This window comes from Shewanella sp. SM71 (assembly GCF_025653905.1).
Taxonomy (GTDB): Bacteria; Pseudomonadota; Gammaproteobacteria; order Enterobacterales; family Shewanellaceae; genus Shewanella; species Shewanella oncorhynchi.
The window spans coordinates 112355-136372 of sequence record NZ_JAKKRW010000001.1; the positions used below are offsets into that span (position 1 = coordinate 112355).

The following is a 24018-nucleotide window of genomic DNA, read 5'->3' on the forward strand; positions in this document are numbered from 1 at the left end:
TTGGAAGTCACGGGGGGCATTAAAAGAGCTAGAACTCTGAGATTCTGCGCACGTTAGAGGCGACAGTTTTTATGAGGTAGTATCGAGTATCTCATTGGTTGCAATTTTGATACTCGATACTTGAGTGTTCGCAAGTTGCCTTCGTAAAATTAGTATTTGTATTCAACTGCAGGTTTGAATGGTTTCAAAACTTTATAGGTTATGCTGCGATTGTCATATTTTATAACTTCAATTTCTGCGCCTTTGTAGCGAATGATATTTGATTTATCCATATCGTATTCAACGCCGTTACTAAAGGCATCACGAGCCATGCCCCCAGTAAATTCTCTGTAGGACAATTTAATTACTTTTCCATCACTGCCACTGTAAATTAAGGTTTGCTGGAAGTCTTGAGGTGACTCAATGCTACGAGCAACTTCTTCAGGATTACCACCTTCATAGCAAGCCGCTTCGATCACCAATGGTGTAGAAACACAGACTTCTTTATCGCTGTTAACAGAGATTGCTAAGGCAGGATCTACAAAAGGGTTTTTGATTACTGCACCAGGATTTCCAACAATGGCATAGAAGTTTTTTCCTTCTTTATCTCCCAGAGCCTTATAAAAACCTTCGTAAATATCATAGCTCGCACCATCTATGGTTCTTGATACATGGAGATATTTAGCTGTAGATGCTTTGCCTTGATAGAGCATATTGTCCCCCATAAATGCTTCCGTAGTTTGTTCTATGGGAGGGAGGGAGAACTCTTTGACAGAAGTTTGAGCATTATTTGGCATGCTAGTACAGCCTGTTGCTGCATACACTAAGGTAAAAATGAACAGGCAGTTAGTTGTTTTCAAGGTCAAATCCTTCTGATTAATTAGGTTCTTTAATCAGTAAGATAAGCTTTTTCTTTCACTGGAGGAAGATGATATTAAAGAAAAGGAGAGGTATGTAACAGATGTGCTTACTTGATATTTTTTAATGCGAGTTTAAACACTACGTCACCCATTACAGCAACTGTAATGCCTAGATATGAAAAAGGCGTAGTGGTTACTAACCAGCTACGCCTTATCAGAATTGGTGGCCCCTCACGGACTTGAACCGTGGACCTAACGATTATGAGTCGTGTGCTCTAACCAACTGAGCTAAGGGGCCGACTTAAGGTAATCGTCATTACCTGAAGCGGGTGGAAGTATACTAAGCTTACTTACGCTTGTCACCCGTGTTTTGGCTTGAAATACACACAACTGATTCAATTGGTTATCTGTTAATCAACTTAAATGTAATCGTCGCCTAAATTTAGGGCTTCGATACTGTGCTTGTACATAAATTGAGGTGATAAAGACAATAAAAAGCCCTGCATGGGCCTGTCTCTTCTACACAAATCCCTCGGTTTGCCCCGAGGGATTTTTTGAACCATTTTCAATTACCCTGATCTGATCCTGACCTTTTGTTTCAGATACCACATACCATGTTTTTAAGTGAACCATCACTCTGGGCACAAAGCATTTTTCAGCGCGCACAATTAGGGGATGTACGAAGGACCAAACGGCTTGTACAGTTGGCGGCTCAACTTGCAGCTCATACAGGACAATCTATCGTGCAATCCCTTTCATCCAGTGCAGACATTGAAGCCGCTTACAGCTTTGTCCGTAACGAGCATATCAGTCCGGCAGCGATTGCTGAGGCAGGTTTTGCTGCCACAGTGCAGGCCTGCGGATCATTTGACTGCCTGCTGGCACTGGAAGACACCACGTCATTGGAATTCACCCATCAAAGTGTCGCTGCAGAACTTGGACACACCACTGCCCACAAACACTCCAGTGGACTGGAAGCGCACACGGTTTTATTGTTTGCCCCCAAGGCGCAGCAAGTCGTTGGACTGATTGAGCAGCATCGCTGGGCACGCGACCGCGAAGCCTATGGCCAGAAAAAACAACGTGCCAAACGTGATTATGAACAGAAAGAAAGTTACAAATGGCAACGGGCTTCAGCAGCGATGACGACTCGCTTGGGACCACAGATGCAGAAGGTGATTTCAGTTTGTGACCGTGAAGCCGATATCATCGAATACCTGCGCTTTAAAACCGATACACAACAACGGTTTATTGTGCGCTCGATGCAAAGCCGCTGTATTGAAGAAGAACAGCACAAACTCTATGCGTTTAGTGAGACGCTGCAAAGTGCCGGTGAGCGGATGGTACAGGTGCAACAAAAAGGCGGTCGCAAAGCCAGAGTTGCGCACTGTGATATCCGCTTTGCGCCCATTACCGTGAAGGTTCCGGCGAATAAAACGGGCCAGTCTGTGCCGCTGTTTTATGTGGGTTGTCAGGAGAAAGACAGCGCAGATGGCCTCTGTTGGCACCTGCTGACGACTGAGGTAGTCACAACAGCAGAGCAAGCGCAACAAATTCTTGATTACTACGAGCGCCGCTGGCTGATTGAAGACTTCCATAAATCCTGGAAAACGGGCGGTACGCAGGTGGAAGACTTACGGCTGCAAAGCAAAGATAATCTGGAGCGGATGATTGTGATTCTGGCATTTATCGCCACACGTATCCAGCAACTACGTTGTTACGCAGGCCAGGCTGAACAAGCGAAAAAACGGCCTTGCGATAGCCTGTTAAGCCCATTGGCCTGGAAGTTGTTATGGCTAAAGACGGAAAAAAGCCAACCGCCCGAACAAGTCCCCAGTGTGCATTGGGCTTATCTAAGATTAGGAAAACTCGCGGGCTGGAATGACAGCAAACGAAGCGGAATTGTGGGCTGGGAAAGGTTATGGCAAGGATGGTTTAAACTGCAAACCATCCTTGAAGGTTACCAGCTAGCCTTGTCTCTTGAGCAAAAGATGTGATCAAGAGACAGGCATGGGCAGGGCTTTAATCCATCTTAGCTGACTTTAGGCTTGTAACAGCCTATTCATCTAGGAACGATTTTAAGATTTCTGAGCGTGAAGGGTGACGCAGTTTGCGCAGTGCCTTAGCTTCAATCTGACGAATACGTTCACGGGTCACGTCGAACTGTTTACCCACTTCTTCAAGTGTGTGGTCAGTGTTCATATCGATACCAAAACGCATACGCAGTACTTTCGCTTCACGGGCGGTTAGACCTGCTAACACTTCGTGAGTGGCGTTTTTCAAGCTTTCGCTGGTCGCAGAATCCAGTGGTAATTCGAGGGTTGTATCCTCGATAAAATCACCTAAATGCGAATCTTCATCGTCACCGATTGGGGTTTCCATGGAGATAGGTTCTTTAGCTATTTTCAGTACCTTACGGATCTTATCTTCCGGCATCATCATACGCTCAGCCAGTTCTTCAGGTGAAGGCTCGCGGCCCATTTCCTGTAGCATTTGGCGAGAGATACGGTTCAGCTTGTTGATCGTTTCGATCATGTGTACTGGAATACGAATCGTGCGCGCTTGGTCGGCGATAGAACGGGTAATCGCCTGACGGATCCACCAAGTTGCATAGGTCGAAAATTTGTAACCACGACGGTATTCGAATTTATCCACGGCTTTCATTAAGCCAATGTTACCTTCTTGGATTAAGTCCAAGAATTGCAGACCACGGTTGGTGTATTTCTTCGCGATAGAAATTACCAGACGTAAGTTGGCTTCAACCATTTCTTTCTTCGCACGGCGAGCTTTGGCTTCACCGATTGACATACGACGGTTGATGTCTTTTATGGCAGAAATCGCTAAGCCGGTTTCTTCTTCAACTGCTGCAAGCTTGGTACGACAACGAATGACGTCATCTTCAACCATTCTTAGGCCTTCGGCATAAGGTTTCGTTGAGGCTTTCTCAGTGTTGAACCAATCGAGGTTGGTTTCGTTGCCAGTGAAGAATTTGACGAAGTTTTTCTTCGGCATTTTGGCTTGTTCAACGCACAGTTTTAATACTAAACGTTCTTGAACACGCACGCGGTCCATCATAGTGCGCATACTTTTGACTAAACGGTCAAACTGCTTAGGCACTAAGCGGAATTCTTTGAAGATTTCGCCGATTTCGAAGAGGGCTTTTACCGATTCAGGGTGTTCACGGCCCTTAGCTTCGATAATTTTCAGTGCGCTTTCGTAAGCGGCTCTGAGTTGACCGAATCTTTCACGAGCTTCTTCAGGATCAGGCCCTTTGTTGCCTTCTTCTTCATCTTCGCTGTCATCGTCATCTTCTTCGTCATCTTCATCGTCCAGCTCTTCTTCAGATAATTCTGAGCCGATGTGAGTGGCGGTCGGGGCTACGTCATCTTCGTCCGGGTTTACAAATCCAGAGATAATATCAGATAAGCGCAGTTCGTCGGCTTCAAATTGGTCGAATTGCTCAAGGATCATAGCGATCGCTTGTGGGTATTCGGCGACTGAACTTTGAACTGTGTTGATGCCTTCTTCGATGCGTTTGGCGATAACAATTTCGCCTTCGCGGGTCAGAAGCTCAACGGTACCCATTTCACGCATGTACATGCGTACGGGATCGGTTGTGCGGCCAAGTTCGCTTTCTACTGTTGCCAGTGCTGCGGCGGCTTCTTCTGCTGCATCTTCGTCTGTGTTGTCTTCCGACATCATCATGTCATCGGCATCGGGGGCTTCTTCGAACACCCGGATACCCATGTCATTTATCATCTGGATAATATCTTCGATCTGGTCAGAATCGACCATGTCTGCAGGTAAGTGATCGTTCACTTCTGCATAGGTTAAGTAACCTTGCTCTTTACCTTTGGCAAGCAACAGCTTAAGTTGCGACTGCGGAGTATGATCCATAGATATCATCCAAGTTGGGAAACTGTTACAACGACGGACACTTAGCATAAGCCAAGTGCCGCGCAAATCGTCAATTATAGCCGTGTGCACATATCTGTGCTAGTCACTGGGGTAGCGAATGAGGACATTTTTGCCTCAGTTTAACCCTTTCATGACTGAGATCAGCTTCGAGAGCTGCATCTTCTCTTCTTTTGTATGAGTCTGTTTTAGACTCAATTCCTGATATCGTTGTTCAATATATTGATTGTTCAACCAAACCAGGGTTTGTTTAAACTTTTCGAGCAAGTTTTCATCCGCCACTTGATGGTCCCATTGGGCCAATTTATGGAGAGTGCCGCTGTAGGGGTGCTCTCGGAATTGTTCAAGTAGTTGTGCGCTGTTTAACGTTTGCTCTCGAGTCATCTCCAATAACAGTGGCAGCAATTCTATGCCTGGCATCTGCAAGTGGGCGAGTGCGGGTTGTGGGGGTAAACCCATACCCAGTTTAGGATGTTGTACTAGCAGTGCGATGGCGAGTCGCAATGGTGTACCGCGTCCTTTTAATCCTTTACTTGCCATTGGTTTAGCTTGTTTCACGCTAAAGCCTAGCTTCTTTTTCATATCTTCTGAGCTGTTCATTCCTAACTTGTGAGCTAAGTTCTCAAGCAGTAAATTTTGCAGCACAGTGTCTTGAATTTTTTCAATTAAGATAAAAGCTTGTTTCGCTAAGTTGCCTTTATCTGTACCGTATTTTGTCGCTAACGTGTCAAATAGAAACTCGGGTAGTGCAATGGCAGAGTCCATTAAGGTTTCAAATGCATCTTTACCAATTTTACGTACCATAGAATCAGGATCTTCGGCCTGAGGCAGGAACATAAATCGCACTTGATCTCCCGGCTTTAATAATGGCAATGCTGTTTCTAAGGCGCGCCATGCCGCTTCAGTACCTGCTCTGTCGCCGTCGTAACAGCAAATCACTTCTTTAGCGCTGCGCAGCAAAAGCTGAAATTGCTCTGCTGTGGTCGAGGTGCCTAATGATGCGACAGCATAATCGACGCCAAATTGCGCCAATGCCACCACATCCATATAGCCTTCAACGATCAGTACTTTGTCTGGATCGCGATAGCGCTGCTTTAGTTCATAGAGACCATAAAGCTCATTGCCCTTATGAAATATGGGCGTTTCTGGAGAATTCAAGTATTTGGGTGTGCCATCACCTAAAACTCTGCCACCAAAACCAATGACTCGTCCGCGCCTGTCGCGGATAGGAAACATGAGGCGGTCACGAAATCTGTCGTAACGTTTCCCACTGTCGTTGCTAATTAACATCCCCGCAGTCAGTAACTTATCCTGCGCATCTTGGTTCTGGCGATAGCGGCCCAATAAGCCATCCCAACCGTCTGGCGCAAAGCCAATACCAAAATGTTCTACTACATCATCGGATAAACCGCGATAGGCAAGATAATCGATAACTTTTTGTTTATCTTGGTGTTGTCTAAGTTGGTTTTGAAAGTAAAGGCTCGCTTCTTCCATGAGTTGATATAAGTCACGACTTAAACCGTCATCATGTCGCTTGCCTGTGCCTTGTTCTCTGGGAACCTCTAATCCAAGCTGGCCCGCCAAATCTTCAATGGCATCAATAAAATCGAGTCGGTCATACTCCATCACAAAATCGATGGCGTTGCCGTGAGCACCGCAGCCAAAGCAATGATAGAACTGTTTATCACGGCTGACGGTAAACGAAGGTGATTTTTCGCTATGAAAAGGACAACAGGCCGAGTAGTTCTTACCCGCCTTTTTCAAGGGCACCTTACGATCGATAAGTTCGACTATGTCAGTGCGAGCGATTAGCTCATTGATAAAATCACGAGGTATTGCCATTGAGTGCTTAAAATCCCGCCTTGCGCGAATTTAAACAAACAAGCCGCGCATAGGCACGGCTTGTTCATACAGTGAAACGCTAATTATTGCAATTTAGCACGGATCATAGCGCCGATAGCGCCCATGTCTGCACGTCCTTGCACTTTAGATTTCAATGCTCCCATTACTTTGCCCATATCCGCCATGGCGGATGCACCTACTTCTACAATAGTTGCATCGATGAGCGCCGCGATTTCCGCCTCTGTAAGAGGGGTAGGCAGGAAAGCTTCAATAACTTGAATCTCTGCTGCTTCCACGTCGGCCAACTCGTTACGACCCGCTGCTTCAAATTGAGCAATCGAGTCACGACGTTGTTTCACCATTTTGGTTAAGACCGCTATAACCTGTTCATCAGTCAGAGATTCGCGGGTATCCACTTCAATCTGCTTGATGGCGGCTAATGCCATACGAATAGTGCTCAAGCGCGCCTTCTCTTTGGCGATCATGGCCTGTTTCATATGGTCTTTTAGCTGATCAATTAGGCTCATATGAGATTAATATAAACGTACGCGACGTGCGTTTTCGCGAGAAAGCTTCTTAGCTAAACGTTTAACTGCAGCTGCTTTTGCGCGCTTACGTGCAGTAGTTGGCTTCTCGTAGAATTCACGAGCACGCACGTCGGCTAAAATACCAGCTTTTTCACAAGAGCGCTTGAAACGACGCAGAGCTACGTCGAATGGTTCGTTTTCACGTACTTTAATAATTGGCATACGCCATCACCCCTTAGGTGTAGGTTGTTCTGGTTCAATTGCTCGAACCAAGTCTATTTAAAATGGTGCGGAATTTTATACCGAGACACCTAGGCTTGTAAAGCCCTAAAACTGAGCTCAGTCCTATAGTGGGCTCAATATGGCCTGCGCGACTGGAGTAATCGAGCGCTTGCAGGTAGAATTGGCGCCCTTTAGTTAGCAATTGATGAGACACCATGCGGGTTTTAGGTATTGAAACATCCTGTGACGAGACAGGTATCGCCGTCTATGACGATGAACTGGGCTTATTATCTCATACTTTATACAGTCAGGTTAAGCTGCATGCTGACTATGGTGGTGTGGTGCCTGAGTTGGCGTCACGTGACCATGTGCGTAAAATTGTGCCGCTTATTCGTCAAGCGCTGAAAGATGCGAATACTGAAATTGCTGATCTCGATGGGATTGCCTATACCAAGGGCCCAGGTTTGATTGGTGCTTTGCTTGTTGGCGCCTGTGTGGGGCGGTCACTGGCGTTTGCTTGGGACAAGCCTGCTATTGGTGTGCATCATATGGAAGGGCACCTGCTGGCGCCTATGCTTGAAGATGACGCGCCCGAGTTCCCATTTGTGGCCTTATTGGTCTCTGGTGGCCATTCTATGTTGGTTAAAGTTGATGGAATTGGCCGCTATGAAGTATTAGGCGAGTCTGTTGATGATGCTGCGGGTGAAGCGTTTGATAAAACAGCTAAGTTAATGGGGCTGGATTATCCCGGCGGTCCGCGTTTAGCAAAGCTTGCTGCTAAAGGTTTACCTGCAGGGTATAAGTTTCCGCGGCCTATGACCGATAGACCTGGACTCGATTTTAGCTTTTCGGGTCTAAAAACTTTTACCGCTAATACCATTGCTGCCGAACCTGACGATGAACAGACTCGAGCCAATATTGCTCGTGCTTTTGAAGAAGCTGTGGTTGATACGCTAGCGATTAAATGTCGCCGTGCACTGAAGCAAACAGGCTATAACCGCTTAGTGATCGCCGGTGGCGTGAGTGCGAATACGCGCTTAAGAGAAACCTTGGCTGAAATGATGAGCTCGCTTGGTGGACAAGTATTTTATCCCCGTGGTGAGTTTTGTACCGATAACGGCGCCATGATTGCCTTTGCAGGATTGCAGCGTTTAAAGGCGGGGCAGCACGAAGATTTGGCGGTAAAAGGTCAGCCAAGATGGCCGTTAGATACCTTGCCACCTGTGGCATAAAACGCCTTTGATGTTGATAGGTTATGTTGAGACAAAAAAACTGCGCTTATAGCGCAGTTTTTTATTGGGATAATGTTGTCACATTAAGATTTTTTAGGCGTTTTTTTACGTGAAACTTTGGACTCTTCACCTTTAAGTAACCGTTGGATATTGTCTTTATGACGAATAATGATAAGCGTCGATAGCATGGCAACGGGAATGGTAAATCTGTCGTCTAACCACCAAGTATAAAGTGGCGCAAGCAAGGCCGTCAGAATGGCTGCAAGGGACGAGTAGCGGCTAATTAAGAGGAGGACAATCCAAGATGCCATTAAACAAATGGCTAAATCATCGCCAATGGGAGCCATAGCACCAAAAGCCGTTGCGACACCTTTACCCCCCTTAAATCCAAAAAATACGGGATAAATATGCCCAAGGCAGGCGGCGATAGCGATAAGTCCGAGTGAGACTGCATCTATGCCCATCAGATAGGCTAAATAAGATGGCAGGGCGCCTTTGAGCATGTCAAAAAACAACACCATGGCAGCCGAACTCGCGCCGCCAATTCGCAGTACATTGGTAGCTCCCGGATTACCTGAACCCTGTAATCTTGGATCGGGTAAACCCCTCATTCTACAAACCAGCACAGCACTCGAGATTGAACCTGCCAAATAGGCGGCCAAAATCATCAAAAGTGTCAGTGTTAATGAACTCACATTGGTTTCCTTACGCGTCTTAAGGTATTATCGCGCAACAATTTAAAAAGCTGACTCAGTTGTCAATCCCGCTATAGGTTTGTGGAATAACTCGCCCATTTGAGGTTGAGATATTTTCTGAATGAGCAAATCCTTTTAGGGCGTTATCCTACTGTGGATTGGCTCGAGTAGAAAGCAAATTAGTTATCTGTCAGAAGATTGCGGATTATACAGCTAGGATCGCTTTTAGCTTATCAGACCTCATAGTAGTAAGTTAGTTGGAGAAAGCATGGATAAAGTACTTATACGGCAATTACGCGTTGATACTGTGATTGGTGTCTATGAGTGGGAAAAGACAATCCATCAGAGTCTGTTGCTAGATTTAGATATGGCGTGGGATAACAAACCTGCCGCCGCGACAGACGATTATCAATATGCGCTTTGCTATGAGACAGTTTCCAATCGATTAACAGAACTTATTACTGAGCATCCAATCGAGTTAATCGAAACGGTTGCCGAGCGCGTAGCGGATTGCTTACTTCAAGAATTTAACGTGACTTGGGTGAAAGTTGTCGTGATGAAGCAGGGGGCGGTAGCGACTGCCGCATCGGTTGGCGTTGAGATAGAGCGTTCACGTTAGATAAGAGTTTGATTAACTTGACTGTTGATTAAGAAATCATGTTTATCTTCAGATAAATCGGACATTGCATGGCACGTATTTATATCAGTCTAGGTAGCAATATCGAGCCTGAACAGCATCTGCAAGCGGGATTAATATCGCTGCGAGCGTGTTTTGGGCCGCTGCGCCTCTCTTCTATGTATGAAAGTGAAGCGGTAGGTTTTAGTGGCACTAACTTTTTGAATATGGTTGCTAGTGTTGAAACTGACCTTAATATTGCTGCGGTAGTTGCGCAGTTTAAGCAAATCGAGCAGAATCACGGCCGGCTTGTCGGGGCGAAGAAATTTAGCCCAAGAACTTTAGATTTAGACCTGCTGCTTTATGACCATGTGGTATGTGAAACGCCCGTTACGCTCCCCCGTGCAGAGATAGTTAATAATGCCTTTGTGTTATGGCCATTAGCCGAGTTAGCGCCGGAATTGATTCATCCTGTGGTTGATAAAAGCTATGCCAGTTTGTGGCAAGAGTATGATAAAGAGTCGCAGCGGCTTTGGCCTGTGATGTTTGAATGGCCCCAAGGGCTGACGTTTTAATTTATTGATAGGATTGTCATGGATACGTTTCAGGTCATTATTTTAGCGCTTATTCAAGGGCTAACTGAGTTTTTGCCTATTTCTAGTTCTGCCCACTTAATTCTGCCTGCTCAGCTTTTAGGCTGGGAAGATCAAGGTTTGTCATTCGACGTGGCGGTGAATACAGGGTCGTTATTTGCTGTGGTGATTTATTTTAGACACGAGTTATGGACTATGTTTAATGCTTGGGTTGCAAGCATTTTTAAAGGTCAGCAATCCGAAGACAGCAAGCTGGCATGGTGGATTATTCTGGCGACGTTACCCGCTGTATTTTTTGGTTTTATGGCTAAGGATTTTATTGCAACTCACCTACGTAATACAGAGGTTATCGCGGTCACGACAGTCGTTTTTGGTTTATTGCTGTGGTGGGCTGATAAGATGTCGCGCCGCGATTTAACAATCTATCAGACTGGATGGCGCAAAGCCTTGTTAATTGGTTTCGCCCAGGCGCTTGCTTTAATCCCTGGAACTTCACGTTCTGGTGCCACTATGACCGCGGCGCTAATGCTAGGTTTGAGTCGAGATGCTGCGGCTCGCTTTTCATTCTTAATGTCAGTGCCTGTGAGCTTAGGCGCGGCAATTTTAGTGGGTAAAGATTTGGCGGAAAGCGCGCTGCCAATTGATTATCAAGCATTGATCTTAGGCACTTTGATCTCCTTTGTTGCAGCTTATGCATGTATTCATTATTTCTTGAAAATCATCAGCCGCATGGGAATGACCCCGTTTGTTATTTACCGTTTGGCACTGGGTGCTGTGTTGTGTGGATTTATTTTTTTGTAGTCATTCCAGTTTAGTCATTATAGTGAAATTATGAATAATAGAATCGGGTCAAGTACCCGATTTTTGTTTTTGGAGCTTCCTCTTTTTTCTGAAGCTTAACTTATTTTTGGAGCTTTATATGGGTCTCGAATATCAGTGTCCAACCTGCGGACTTGCATTAAAACAACACAAAGCCTCCCAAGGTTTTTATTGTGCGAATAAGCATCACTTTGATCGAAATGAGCAAGGGTATTGGGTTTTTACTAAACCACAACGCCAAAAGCCGACAGGGGATTCGCGCGAGCAAGTTAGGGCTAAGCGTTTTCTTCTCGAATCAGGCATCTTTTCGCCTTTAATCGATAAATTGGCTGAGTTAATCACCGGCTCTATCAAGCCTGACGCTTGTTTATTGGATTATGAATGCGCTGAGGGCTTCTATTTGCGCGCTTTAGCTTCCAAGTTGGCAGAGGTCGAAAATCCGCGAAACGTCCAGTACGTGGGTGTAGCGGACGCAGAAAATGCTATTTTTGCTGCAGCAAAAGCGCAGACTCCTGGGATCTTGTGTTTAAGCTCTTCTAAAAAATTACCCTTTGCCGATAATTGTGTGGATTTTATTACTGTTATTGATAGGCCGTTAAAGGGAAAAGAGTCTGTCAGGGTATTGAAAGATGATGGGACCATGTTACTGGTTATGCCTGGGCCACGACATCTATGGCAACTCAGAGAATATATTTATTCCGACTTGGCTGAAAAACCTTTCCAAGTGAATTTACCCTCAGCATTATTGGTAAAAGAAACTCAGTCACTGCGCTTTACTTTATCAATTACAGGTGAACAGGCATTAACGTTATTGGATATGGCACCCTATGCGTGGCGTGCAACTGACAAGATGAAACATGATATTCAAGCTAATCATTTTGAGTCGCTAGAAATTGACTATGTATTAGTCTTGGCACATAAACGCGTGAGTGAATCGCTATAGGTTAAAACTTGCAGTCGATGCAGTTAATTTTAAGACAATTCATAGGTTTAGTTAGATGGTTTTTTGATGCTTTAAAAGGCTATATTACTCAAACCTATGATTCTGTTTGATGTTTTTATGTTGCTCTTATGTTGGATAGGCTGAAGGTGTTATTATTTTTAACTTTAGGCCTATTTGTTCAGTGACAAAGACAACCTTCTTATTGCTTTTGTTTTCCATATAGCCTCGATTTTTTTATCTATAGCTGTTCTTTAAATTACTAGCTTTCACTTCCCATAAATACATTTTTTATGATAAATGAGGCTGATTGTTAGGGATGCTTAAAAACGCAAACGAGAACTTTAGATTAATAACGCGACTTTATTTAAAAGAGGAATAACACTCGTTTATACAGAAGTATGTCAAGGCTAACTTTTAGAGGGAGGTAGGCGAATCGCCTTTAACATGCCTTTGGAAGTTTAAAACCAATTTAGCGATTTTGTATTGTCGCATTCGCTATTCTTAGCATGGCAATCTTGAATTGCAGGCATAAAAAAAGGCTTAGATTGATGTGCTTATCGCTTTCATCTTTCTTAAGCCTTTTGTCTTAACTTACTAAATAGTAAGCTAAATTACCTTTCATTACTTCTTGTAACGAGAAGCAACGTTGTCTAAACGGTCGTTTGCGCGTTTAGCTTCTGCTTGTGCGTCCATAGATGCTGCTTTTGCATCTTTAACGTCTGCAGACAGTTTGCTTTGCTCTGATTTCAGAGAACCAACATCAGCTGACAATTGATCAACTTTGTTGCCCAGAGTTGCAACGCTTTCTTCCAGAGCAGTAGTGTTCGCGCAACCACCTAGTAGGGCAGTCATTGCTAAACCAGCAATCATCAGTACTTTTTTGTTCATTGTAAAAAATCCCTTAAAATAGGTTGGATTTGAATGTTTCGTTACTTTGTAAGCGAAACTGCCTAATTATGACATAGCTATTTTAATTTGCTACGAATATTAATGTGTTTAACCACTATAGGCATATAAATTTTTTTTAAAAGCTTTTTTTCTATGTGATATCGACATTTCTAATCGTAAAAAGGGGCATTATTCACCATGCAGTGATGCACGACTTACAAATCCTTTACAAATTACTGGTTGTCCATCGGCAGTTTTGTTTGCATTTTTTGTTTAAACTGACTGACGGCTTCAACTCGATGTAAATTTAAGGCTTGTTTTATCTCTGCGCCTTGGAAACCAGTGGCAATGATGGCGGCAATATCGACATTATTGGCGACAGTGAAGCACTGAGTTAAATACTCTCCCTGAGGATATGGGATGTTTTCAAATCCTGTGCGGCCGCGCATATCTGCGGTGCAAGCTAATATAAGTTGCGTTAAGCGCTCTGGTTTACGCCAAAAGTCAGCTTTATCGAATATTTTAACGATAGTTTCGGCTCTGAGCTCGAATGCCTGATGGACGTTCTGATGTTGGTCGCTGACGAGTAACGCCAGATCGCGTGCCTCATTGGGTACTCGTAAACGTGTACAGAGGGCTTTTATGAGTGGCAAGCCTTTCTGGCCATGGCCGTGATGCTTTGGTAAATGCTCTTTTGGACTCAGTGCTTTGCCCAAATCATGTACTAGGGCGGCAAACCGAACGCTTTTATCCTCAGTCAGCAGTGCGGCTTGAGCGAGCACCATTAAGGTATGCACGCCAGTATCTATTTCAGGATGCCATTTTTCAGGTTGAGGTATGCCAAATAAGGCGTGAATTTCAGGGAATAGGACTTCGAGTGCGCCACATTGGTGAAGTACCTCAAAAAAGACCTCTGGGTGAGGTCCGCCTAAACTTTTATCAACTTCTTGCCAAACTCGCTCCGCCGTTAAAGCGCTAAGCTCATCGCTTGCGCTAATTTGACGCATCAGTGCCAGGGTTTCTGCGGCAATTTGAAATCCTAAGGCATGAAACCTTGCGGCAAAGCGGGCGACGCGTAACACTCGCAGTGGATCTTCAACGAAAGCATCCGACACATGGCGTAACAGGCGCGCGTTAATATCCTCAATACCATTAAAAGGATCATATAAGTTGCCCTTTTCATCTTGGGCGATCGCATTGATGGTTAGATCTCGGCGCAACAAATCTTGTTCTAAAGTCACATCAGGGCTGGCGTGGCAGCTAAAACCACCATAACCCAGACCAATTTTTCGTTCGGTTCGGGCTAAAGCATATTCTTGTTGATTTTTGGGATGTAGAAATACGGGGAAATCTTTACCCACTTGGCGGTAACCCTGATGCAACATTTGTTCTGGTGTTGCTCCAACGACGAGGTAATCTTTATCTTTAATGGGAAGATTGAGCAGGCTGTCACGTACAGCACCGCCGACGAGATATATTTTCACAGGCAAGATTCGGCTAATGTGTCATGAACATAGCTTATCACGCTCATTAAGATGATGGATAAAGTCGTTGCGAGATATTTGCGCACTTATCTGTCACATTGATGTTGCAGATATTTTGACAATAACATTGGGACGCTTTAACGTGGGGCGTTATTTTTAAATTAGGATGATTGGTGGTATGTACAAGGCCTTTTACGGACTCAGCGATAACCCTTTTTCAATTGCACCCAATCCCCATTATTTGTTTCTGAGTGATAGGCACAGAGAGGCGTTAGCCCATTTAACCTATGGGTTAGGGGAAACGGGCGGCTTTGTGTTGTTAACAGGGGAAGTCGGTACGGGTAAAACAACAGTATCTCGTTGTTTACTTGGGCAATTACCCGATAATACCGATACTGCTTTTATCCTTAATCCGTCGTTAACTGAGCTTGAATTACTCGCAACGCTTTGTGATGAGCTTAAGATTTCCTACGGCGATAATCCTACACTCAAGCAATTGACTGATCACTTGAGCCGTTTTTTATTGGCAAATCACAGCAAAGGTCGTAATACCGTGCTCATTATCGATGAAGCACAGCATTTACGTCCTGAGGTGCTGGAGCAATTGCGTCTTCTGACCAATTTGGAGACGGACACTAAGAAGTTACTGCAGGTGATTTTAATCGGTCAGCCGGAATTACAGCTGTTATTGAAGCGCCAAGAATTGCGTCAGTTAGCCCAGCGGATCACGGCTCGTTATCATTTATTGCCGCTCAATGAAGATGAAATCGCCCTCTATGTGCTGCATCGTTTGCAAGTGGCAGGGCGGTTTGAGCCTTTATTCACCCGTAAAGCCGTTAACGTTTTGCAGAAATACAGTGGCGGCATCCCTCGATTAATTAACCTTTTATGTGAACGTTCACTGATGGCAGGCTATGCACAATCGCGGGTGCCCATAGATCATCATATGGTGCGGCAAGCTGCGGCTGAAGTATTAGGTGAAGAAGAACCGACTCAAAATAGGTATTTGTGGCCGACAGCAACCGCTGCGGCGTTATGTGTTGCGTTTGGTGTGTCTTATTGGTTATTTACTGATAAGTCAGTCAATACGGTGCCAGCGTCCAATTTGGTTTCTGGGTCTGTGCCAACAAATGTGGCGTCATTAAATGCTCAAACCTTAGGCGGGGAATACATCGCTGATAAGTCAGTAAAACCGACTAATCAACCAAGCGGTCAGACTTCCATTCCCGATCCTAATCAACGTCTGTTAAACGAGGCGATTAATCAGAGTCGCAATATCGATACTGCTTTTGCAGGTTTATTTAGCGTGTGGGGCAAAGTGCCCTATAAAGGCTTGACGGCTTGCCAATCGGCGGTTGAGCAAGGATTAGCTTGCTATCAACAGCAGGGTAACTGGATGTCACTGACTCGGCTTAATTATCCGGCTGTCGTGTATTTGGTTGATGACAAGCAACAAGATTTTTATGGTGCAGTGCTTGCGGTAGAGGGGGAACAATTACTGATGCAACTGGGTGAGCAGCAACTTTGGGTTGATAGAGCTTGGTTTAATCAACATTTCAGTGGCACCTTCGAAATATTATGGCAAGCACCTAATTTGCCTATGATGGATATCAGTCAAAAATCGAGTCCTGGTCAATTACAGTGGTTAGAGAATGCGTTAGCCCATGTGAATGGTCGTAGCCCCCGTCGGGTTAATCAATTTGATGTGCAATTGGAAAATGATCTTAAAACCTTCCAAAGTCAGCATGGATTAAAAGCCGATGGTATTGCAGGGAATCAAACATTAGTGAGATTAAATTTGTATTTAAGTCAGCAAGGCCCACGGTTAACTGATGATGGGGCGCGCAGCTGATGTCCATTTTACTCGATGCTGTAACCCGCAATAAACAACAGCAACAATCACCGTTACCTGATGCTGTGATGACGCCAAGGGCGAATTATCCACAGCCACGTAAATCGGGTGTGCCGATAGGAAAACTGTCTTTATTAGTCGTTGCAGTTGCCGCTGGAATTGGTGTGGCTTGGGGATTAAGCGTTTGGAATAAAACTCGACTTTCCCAAAGTGGTACTGTGGCAGTGGCTAATGTACTGCCATCAATTTCATCATTGCCACCTTCGACTGGGATTAAAAATGAGCTTCAGTCTACCGCGGTAGGATCTGCCTCTGAGCTCCAAGTTGAGCCCAGTGCTGCTTCAGGTGTTCGGCTTGCTGGGAAAGTGGCGCTTCCTCGGACGCAGACTTTACCCGAGCTAACGGTATCGCCGCAATTTCAGGCTGAGACTGTAGTATCAAATGCGCCTGAAATGAATGCTAGCGCGAATATAACGACCAATTCTGTTGGTATGCCGGCTCAAAGTGATAGCAATTCGGGTTTTAGTGATTCAAGCTACGCAGATTATATGTCGACGTCAGCCCAAGTCGATGCGGCAAGTCAGGAAGCGGTTGTGCCAGCAGAGACGCAATCACAGCAGCCTATGATGTTAGGCGCTAATGCCAATGAGTCGGGTCTAGCGAGTCTTGAAGCCCTGCGTCAGCAAGTCAGTGCCGCGGCGGAAGATGTCGGTTTAGAGACCAATAAAAGTCGCGATGAAGATAAGTTAGTGGCTTCCTTTCAAAATGCATTAAAGGATGTGGAATATGTTAATGCTGCAGAGACGAATGTCACTGAAGCTAAATTAGATCCTATCCCCAAAACTGCTGTGGATGAAATTCCGAAATACGGCCAATTACCTGTAGGCCTACAATTACAAGTGCCTGAATTTAATATCGTTGCTCATGTTTATTCCAGCGACCCTGCGCAGAGATGGCTGAATGTAGACGGTGCCGAGTTACAAGAAGGGGATATGATTGCTGGTAAGCTGAAAATCATCTCTATTCGTCCAAGGGACATAGTGTTAGATATTCAAGGAACCCAGTTTAAGGTGCCCGCAATCTAATCAGGTATTACGATAAGTCATGCTAGCGGTTATTTGTGGTAACAATGAATAAGTAGTTGATAAAAAAGGCGCACTAGGCGCCTTTTTTGATCTTAGTGAATATCAACTTAATCAAACAGTCTGTTGGCTAAGAATAGGGTCAGTGCGTAACCGACGCTGTAGCAGAGGAAAAGTGCAGGAACATATTTCAAGTAACTCACAAAAGTCAGTTCTTTCACTTTACTCATGGCAACAATACCTGATGCTGAACCGATAATCAGCAGTGAACCACCTACCCCGACGCTGTAAGTCAAGCCAAGCCATTCAGGAGTACTCAGTACTGGATTGGCTTTTAACAATGCCGCAGTTAGCGGTACGTTATCAATTAAGGCTGAGCCCATACCCGTGACGAAGTTAGAGATGTTTGGATTAAACTGAGTATAAGCTTCAGTCAACATGTCTAAGGTGCCAATTTCTTTAAGCATACCAACGAGCAGTAAAATACCTAAGAAGAACAACAGAGTGTCGTATTCAACTTGGCGAATATACTCTAGGATCTTGATTTCTTCTTTATCACTGCGCGTGGTATGACCAATCAGGAACATAATTGATAGACCCGTTAAGAAGGTTAACACTGGCGGGATACCAAACAATATGTTGAGTAGCATGGTCATTAAAATGGTGCAGAAGAAGACGAGGGCAATCAATACATCAACGGTTTGATAAGTATGTTTGATTGGCGTCGTGCTCACAACACCTTCGGCTTTGAGTGAGAATAGGGTTGCCAGTAAAATCACGCTGACGGCTGAAGGGATAAACAACATCAATAGTTCAGACATATGCACATGTCCAGCTAAGAAGATCATCAATGTCGTTACATCACCAGTGATCAGGGCTACACCGCCTGAGTTCACCGCGAAGATAATCAACACTGCCATTCTACGGCGCATTTGCTTGTCGAGTTTAAAGGTGGTTAATAAACCTAAAGACACTAAAGTCGCGGTGACGTTATCACAAAATGCTGAGAGCACGAGTGCAAACAGGGCAACTTGGATCATTAACATACGCACTGATACTTTCTGTGGAAACAGCTTTTGCACCATGATTTGGATCATACCCTTAGCATTCAAATATGCTACGAAGGTCATGGTCGACATCAGAAAGAGCCAAAGTGTGGCAATCTCGAGCAAATTTTCATTGAGCTGATGGGCAACGATTTTCTCATTAGCCGGTTCCCCTGCAGCCATAAACAGCGCTACCCAAGAGATACAGCCAAAGAATAAGGTGGTTTTTGCTTTATTAAGGTGGGTCACTTCTTCGAAAATAATACTGAGCAATGCGAGCACGGCCAGTAAGATGAGAAAGGTATTTAACATAACTGCAATTCCAACTGCTGTTTTGATGTCGTAGGGCGACTTGAGTCAACCTAAAGATTGGGCATATCAAGGCTAAATTAAGCTAGCCGTGTTAGCGCGTGCGGATCAGAACATAATGGGCTAGAGAACGCAACTGTTAGCTGTAACTCAATTTAATGCCTCTTTGTGATGTCTATCTCATGATTTTTGGTTGCCAATTAGTTTTATATATTGGTTTTTGTGATTATTGCAGCGTTATTAACTGTATTGTTTGATTTGATTACCGTGTTAAAAGTGAGATCTACGATTAAAGTCTAAGCAGTTAGTTTGCATATTCTTCAATTAATTTTTATTCAGGGCGATATTCCTGAATTGTCATGCCTATGTAGGCAGGCATTTTTAATGCTTACCTTTTGAATTAGTGCCCGCTCGGAAGTTGAGTGCTCTTAGCACTCAGTCCCGCAGAATTCTGCGTCTTGAGCTTGTTTGGGTATCAATACTGGATATTGTGTTTTTGAAGTAGAGGAAAATGACATTTATTATCCGGAATCTTTTGCTTTTAGGCTCACTCGTTTGGTTAACGTATTGTGGTAAGCAACTTATTGCGCTGGGCGTGATGGGTTGGCCTTAGCACGTTATTGAGCATATCCACTTGACCTTACAATTCATGGTGGCTGCGAAAATATTTAAATCGGCTTTAGGTTCTAAAAAGTCTGATCGTTATTAAAGCGACACAAAGCTAACTAAATCTAATAAAAGCAAAGGGACGCATTGGCGTCCCTTTGTTATGTTTAAACGGCTTAAATACTAAAGCTTAGGCTTAGCTTGCCGCTTTCATGCTCGCCAATACGCGATCAGCCGCTTCTAAGGTTAAGCGCATCTCTTCTTCGCCATGGGCCATTGACAGGAAGCCAGCTTCATAGGCACTTGGCGCTAAGTAAACACCTTCATCTAGCATGCCGTGGTAGAAAATACGGAACTGTTCGATGTTGCATTGGGTCACTTGGTCGAAACGGGTGATCTCCGGTTGTTCTGTGAAGAAGAAACCGAACATGCCACCAACATAGTTGATCGCCATTGGAATACCGTGCTTATCCGCAGCCGCTTTAAAGCCTTCTGCAATACGTTTTGTTTTCGCGCTCAGTGCTTCGTATAGACCTTCTTCACACAGGGCTTCCATTTGTGCCAGACCCGCTGACATCGCAATGGGGTTACCCGATAACGTACCCGCTTGGTAAACCGGACCCGTAGGGGCGATAAATTGCATCACATCTTTACGGCCACCGAAAGCCCCCACTGGCATGCCGCCACCAATCACTTTACCAAGTGTGGTTAAGTCTGGTGTGACACCGTAGTAACCTTGAGCACCACTTAGTGATACGCGAAAACCTGTCATCACTTCATCGATAATCAACAGCGCGCCAAACTCATCACACATATCACGCAGGCCTTGAAGTAAACCTGGGACAGGTGGAATGCAGTTCATGTTGCCAGCAACGGGCTCTATGATGATGCAAGAAATCTCAGTTGGATACTGTTCGAACAGGGTTCTAACTGAATCTAAATCGTTATACACAGCGGTTAAGGTGTGCTTGGCGAAATCTTCTGGAATACCTGGTGAGCTAGGTTGGCCTAACGTTAACGCGCCAGAACCGGCTTTCACTAACAGGCAATCTGCGTGGCCGTGGTAGCAGCCTTCAAATTTTAAGATCTTGTCACGATTGGTAAAACCGCGTGCTAAACGGATAGCACTCATAGTGGCTTCTGTACCTGAACTCACCATGCGTACTTGCTCGATAGAAGGCACCATAGAGATGACTTTTTCGGCCATTTGCACTTCAAGCTCAGTTGGCGCACCAAAAGATAAGCCATTTTCTACCGCTGCTAATACAGCTGCACGGATTTTAGGATGGTTGTGGCCGAGGATCATCGGGCCCCAAGAACCGACATAGTCGATATAAGCTTTGCCATCGGCATCGTAAATATAAGCGCCGTTAGCTTTTTCAATAAACAGGGGCGAACCGCCTACACCATTAAATGCACGAACCGGAGAGTTAACGCCGCCGGGGATGGTTTTTTTAGCCTGTTCAAATAGCGCTTCGGAACGGGTCATGTTTAGTCCTTAAAGTCTGTAGCCAATTAGCGATCGGCTTTACGTGAATACCAATTAACCGGACACTCATATTTTTCGAGTTGATTATCAACGCCGAGTGTCAATGCAAACAAAGCCATGCGAATTAACAGCCCATTATCTGCCTGTCTGAAGATGGCGAGATTGGGATGGCTGTTCAAATCATTATCTAACTCATTGGCTTGCGCGCGTGAATCCCTTGGAAGCGGATGCATAATGACAGTGTTAGATTTGCAATGCTGAGTGTAAATACTGCGATTTAAGCGGAACTTGCCGCGATACTTATTTGCTTCTTCCTGTGAAGGGAAGCGTTCTTCTTGAATGCGAGTGAGATACAAAATATCTGCTTGATCTAAATGGCCTTCAAGTTGGTCGGTTATTTTGATGCTATGGCCAGCATTTTCAATGTCGGAGATCACATAATCAGGCATAGCTAATTCAGCAGGCGAAATCAGTGTGAAGCTAATGTTCTTATACATGCAGAGTAAGCGCGATAGAGAATGCACTGTACGGCCAAATTTCAAGTCGCCCACCATAGCGATGTGCATGCCATCGATACCGCGGCCAGCACACTTAAGTTCTTTTTGAATAGTAAATAAATCGAGCAGGGCTTGAGTCGGATGTTCGTTCGAACCATCGCCGCCGTTGATCACTGGGACGCGGCTGCCTTCTGCAAACTCTTTTACCGAGTAAGAGTCTGGATGGCGCATGGCAATGACATCAGAATAGGTGGATAACACCCGCGCGGTATCGTACAGGGATTCACCTTTAGATAAAGACGATGAAGCCATGCCTGTGGTTTCACGTACATGGCCGCCGAGCAAGTTAAAGGCACAACCAAAACTCACGCGGGTACGGGTACTCGGTTCGAAAAACAGGTTACCTAAAATGGCGCCATCGAGCACATTATTGCGCTTCTCTCGAAGTGCATAGGGCATCATGCGGCTAGCGACATTAAAAATAGTTTGGATTGAGTCAAGATCTAACTGGTTTACGGAGAGGATATGGGATCCTTCGAACTGATTCATCAGCCTGTTTTCCAATTTGCTAGGGGGCATTTTAAGCAGCATTATCGCGCTTATCTGCCCTGATGTTATGTAGGGTGGCTGAGGCGTGATTGTAGCAGAAGCACTGGGGCAACGAAATAGCCACATTGCCACTATGTTAGATTTTTGCGATGAAGCCCAAAGCTTTTAATCTGCCGCCTCAGGTTTTGAAGCGATATTAGGTATTGAATAGCGGCTAGATTTTGAAGCGATATTAGGCTTGGCCTGAACGAATCTCATGTTGTAGGTTCGACCAACTGATCACCCCAACCACATTGTCTGGTGTATCTTGATAGATAAACACCTCACCGCAGCGTTTGGGCGACAATAGTGAATAGACTTCATTGAGGGTGGTGCTGTCGCTTAGCCCTTGCATGGGATGGCGTGATAGCGTGGTACTGTCATCATAGGATTGCATTTCAAGACTAAGCATTTCGATAATGCCATCGGCATTGCGGACTAGCACCGGGCGACCTTCGGCGCGTTTTAGCACTTCGAGTAACAATTCATCGTTGTTATTGACGATAACAAAGCGTTTATCCATTAAGGCTCGTACGCCTTTTTTCTGCAGTGCTAAATTCACGGGGGCGACCTTATAACCTAGTCCCATAATTTCTAATTGCTTAAAGAAAATGGAGTCGGTCTTAAAACCCTGATAAGCAATTAAAAAAGCCGGAATTGTTACAAACATTGCCGGTAAAATAATGCTGGCGTCATTAGTCATTTCTAACAGGGCGACTAAGGCGGCCAGCGGCGCGCTTAAACACACGCCCATCATGGCTGTCATGCCGATTACAGTGTAAAGCCCTACATAAGGGGCGATGGAGGGGAATAAGATGGCACTGATGAGCGCCAAAATCGCCCCGAGCAGCGCGCCGATACCATAAAGTGGACCAATCAAACCACCGGGAATACCTAAGCCAATCGCCGCAATGGTGGCGATGGTTTTGGCAAATAACAGGGCGATTAACAGCAATAGGCTTGGATGTTGGCTAATGGCTTCGCCAATAGCGAGATCGCCTGTGCCAAGGGCTTGTGGCAATACTAGACCTATTAAGGTGGTGACGCTGCCCGCCAGTAATAGTCGGTAAATGAGTGGCCAGTTTTGACCCGTTGCGGTGACTTTTAATAGCGAGTAATTGAATAGCGCCGCGGCGCAGCCCAATACCACGCCGCCGATGGCGAGAATAGGATAGTGGTCTAAGGGAATATGGAACACTTGAATACGGTCAAATTCGTGCACATTACCAAACACCAGTTGGCTTGAAACTGCGCCACAAATTGCTGATAGCATAATCGGGAAAAAGTAATGGATTTTATATTCACGAACTATCACTTCGAGTACAAAAATCACCGCCGCTAAGGGTGCGTTAAAAGTGGCGGCAATCCCTGCTGCAATGCCACTGGCACACATGATGCGTACGCTATTATCGGGAAGATTGAATTTTTCAGCGAGAAAACTGGCGCTGACAGCACCCAGATGAATGGCAGGACCTTCACGGCCAACTGAGAAATTTGTGCCTAGGGCAAAGAGTGCTTGAAAAAATTGCCCAGCGGCGGATTGTAGGGGGATTTTACCATAATGCAGTTTAACTCTATGTAACACATAGGCTATTCCCATACGTTTGTAGCGTTTGGAGCCCAGCTTCGCCACTATCCAAATTAATATTGCGCCTAAAAGGGGTAACAGGGCTCGCCAGTCGGCGACGTTCCCCGTAAAATCCAGCGCCTGTATTTGGGTGTAATGATTAGCCCAAACGAGCAAGAGTCGAAACAGTAAGATCACACAGGATGCAAAAATAGCAAATAACAGTGCCAGTATGCACAGCTGTGCACTGATGCGGGCTTGAGATAAATGGTCACGTAGCTCATTGGTTAAATACTTTTTGGCTGTGACTATGGCATGTTGGATAGCGACTTTATTTATCGTTAATTGCACTACATTGGCCTGAGTT

20 protein-coding genes and 1 tRNA gene are annotated in these 24018 nt (G+C 45.0%); 8 read left to right on the top strand and 13 right to left on the bottom strand.

What is annotated here, in order from left to right; genetic code table 11:
• Nucleotides 1-149: 149 nt before the first annotated feature.
• Together L5L97_RS00470 and L5L97_RS00475 are read right to left on the bottom strand one after the other, a co-directional pair.
• The gene (locus L5L97_RS00470; protein ID WP_259514753.1) at nt 150-839 is read right to left on the bottom strand and encodes a hypothetical protein; all 690 of its coding nucleotides are present in this window, start codon (nt 837-839) and stop codon (nt 150-152) included.
• 221 nt (nt 840-1060) lie between these two features.
• Nucleotides 1061-1137: transfer RNA gene (locus L5L97_RS00475), tRNA-Ile, on the bottom strand.
• Between the two features lie 316 nt (nt 1138-1453).
• Here L5L97_RS00475 and L5L97_RS00480 point away from each other — a divergent pair.
• Nucleotides 1454-2836, top strand: coding sequence for an IS4 family transposase (locus tag L5L97_RS00480; protein ID WP_263180792.1), 1383 nt, complete (start codon nt 1454-1456; stop codon nt 2834-2836).
• Nucleotides 2837-2897: 61 nt separating this feature from the next.
• Here the strand turns inward: L5L97_RS00480 and rpoD are convergent, their stop codons facing one another.
• From rpoD to rpsU, 4 genes are all read right to left on the bottom strand, one after another.
• Nucleotides 2898-4736 (bottom strand): RNA polymerase sigma factor RpoD, encoded by a 1839-nt coding sequence (rpoD, locus tag L5L97_RS00485; protein ID WP_105249892.1) that lies wholly within the window; start codon nt 4734-4736, stop codon nt 2898-2900.
• A 135-nt stretch (nt 4737-4871) separates the two neighbouring features.
• Nucleotides 4872-6596 carry a DNA primase gene (gene dnaG, locus L5L97_RS00490; RefSeq protein ID WP_105249891.1) on the bottom strand — a complete coding sequence of 575 codons (1725 nt, stop codon included), beginning with the start codon at nt 6594-6596 and terminating at the stop codon, nt 4872-4874.
• Nucleotides 6597-6679: 83 nt separating this feature from the next.
• Nucleotides 6680-7123: a GatB/YqeY domain-containing protein gene (locus L5L97_RS00495; RefSeq protein WP_028760869.1), complete on the bottom strand. Its 444-nt coding sequence runs from the start codon at nt 7121-7123 to the stop codon at nt 6680-6682.
• 6 nt (nt 7124-7129) lie between these two features.
• Complete coding sequence (gene rpsU, locus L5L97_RS00500) at nt 7130-7345, bottom strand: 30S ribosomal protein S21 (RefSeq protein ID WP_006080725.1); 216 nt, start codon at nt 7343-7345, stop codon at nt 7130-7132.
• 215 nt (nt 7346-7560) lie between these two features.
• Between rpsU and tsaD the strand changes: the two genes are divergently transcribed.
• A complete protein-coding gene (gene tsaD, locus L5L97_RS00505; protein ID WP_131523062.1) occupies nt 7561-8577 on the top strand; it encodes a tRNA (adenosine(37)-N6)-threonylcarbamoyltransferase complex transferase subunit TsaD in 1017 nt (338 codons plus the stop codon).
• 83 nt (nt 8578-8660) lie between these two features.
• Here tsaD and plsY read toward each other — a convergent pair whose 3' ends face one another.
• Nucleotides 8661-9272, bottom strand: coding sequence for a glycerol-3-phosphate 1-O-acyltransferase PlsY (plsY, locus tag L5L97_RS00510; RefSeq protein ID WP_263180793.1), 612 nt, complete (start codon nt 9270-9272; stop codon nt 8661-8663).
• A 268-nt stretch (nt 9273-9540) separates the two neighbouring features.
• Between plsY and folB the strand changes: the two genes are divergently transcribed.
• The 4 genes from folB to L5L97_RS00530 all read left to right on the top strand — a co-directional run bounded on the left by folB (nt 9541) and on the right by L5L97_RS00530 (nt 12243).
• Nucleotides 9541-9891, top strand: a complete 351-nt coding sequence (gene folB, locus L5L97_RS00515) for a dihydroneopterin aldolase (RefSeq protein WP_263180794.1) — start codon at nt 9541-9543, stop codon at nt 9889-9891.
• Between the two features lie 68 nt (nt 9892-9959).
• Nucleotides 9960-10463, top strand: coding sequence for a 2-amino-4-hydroxy-6-hydroxymethyldihydropteridine diphosphokinase (folK, locus tag L5L97_RS00520; RefSeq protein ID WP_263180795.1), 504 nt, complete (start codon nt 9960-9962; stop codon nt 10461-10463).
• Nucleotides 10464-10481: 18 nt separating this feature from the next.
• Nucleotides 10482-11282 carry an undecaprenyl-diphosphate phosphatase gene (locus L5L97_RS00525; protein WP_173246178.1) on the top strand — a complete coding sequence of 267 codons (801 nt, stop codon included), beginning with the start codon at nt 10482-10484 and terminating at the stop codon, nt 11280-11282.
• Nucleotides 11283-11400: 118 nt separating this feature from the next.
• Nucleotides 11401-12243 carry a putative RNA methyltransferase gene (locus L5L97_RS00530; RefSeq protein ID WP_263175530.1) on the top strand — a complete coding sequence of 281 codons (843 nt, stop codon included), beginning with the start codon at nt 11401-11403 and terminating at the stop codon, nt 12241-12243.
• Nucleotides 12244-12864: 621 nt separating this feature from the next.
• Here the strand turns inward: L5L97_RS00530 and L5L97_RS00535 are convergent.
• Nucleotides 12865-13131, bottom strand: a complete 267-nt coding sequence (locus tag L5L97_RS00535; protein ID WP_006080732.1) for an Lpp/OprI family alanine-zipper lipoprotein — start codon at nt 13129-13131, stop codon at nt 12865-12867.
• 233 nt (nt 13132-13364) lie between these two features.
• Nucleotides 13365-14615, bottom strand: coding sequence for a multifunctional CCA addition/repair protein (locus tag L5L97_RS00540; RefSeq protein WP_263175529.1), 1251 nt, complete (start codon nt 14613-14615; stop codon nt 13365-13367).
• Nucleotides 14616-14793: 178 nt separating this feature from the next.
• Between L5L97_RS00540 and L5L97_RS00545 the strand changes: the two genes are divergently transcribed.
• Both L5L97_RS00545 and L5L97_RS00550 read left to right on the top strand, forming a co-directional pair.
• Nucleotides 14794-16467, top strand: a complete 1674-nt coding sequence (locus L5L97_RS00545) for an ExeA family protein (RefSeq protein WP_263180796.1) — start codon at nt 14794-14796, stop codon at nt 16465-16467.
• A complete protein-coding gene (locus L5L97_RS00550) occupies nt 16467-17552 on the top strand; it encodes a general secretion pathway protein GspB (protein WP_263180797.1) in 1086 nt (361 codons plus the stop codon). The genes L5L97_RS00545 and L5L97_RS00550 overlap by 1 nt, the downstream gene beginning before the upstream one ends.
• A gap of 107 nt (nt 17553-17659) precedes the next feature.
• Here the strand turns inward: L5L97_RS00550 and nhaD are convergent, their stop codons facing one another.
• The 4 genes from nhaD to L5L97_RS00570 all read right to left on the bottom strand — a co-directional run bounded on the left by nhaD (nt 17660) and on the right by L5L97_RS00570 (nt 24002).
• Nucleotides 17660-18907: a sodium:proton antiporter NhaD gene (gene nhaD, locus L5L97_RS00555; protein WP_028760859.1), complete on the bottom strand. Its 1248-nt coding sequence runs from the start codon at nt 18905-18907 to the stop codon at nt 17660-17662.
• Between the two features lie 799 nt (nt 18908-19706).
• Nucleotides 19707-20999: a glutamate-1-semialdehyde 2,1-aminomutase gene (gene hemL, locus L5L97_RS00560; RefSeq protein WP_263180798.1), complete on the bottom strand. Its 1293-nt coding sequence runs from the start codon at nt 20997-20999 to the stop codon at nt 19707-19709.
• A 26-nt stretch (nt 21000-21025) separates the two neighbouring features.
• Nucleotides 21026-22045, bottom strand: a complete 1020-nt coding sequence (locus L5L97_RS00565) for an aspartate carbamoyltransferase (protein ID WP_263180799.1) — start codon at nt 22043-22045, stop codon at nt 21026-21028.
• 232 nt (nt 22046-22277) lie between these two features.
• Nucleotides 22278-24002, bottom strand: a complete 1725-nt coding sequence (locus L5L97_RS00570; RefSeq protein WP_263180800.1) for a chloride channel protein — start codon at nt 24000-24002, stop codon at nt 22278-22280.
• Nucleotides 24003-24018: the final 16 nt, after the last annotated feature.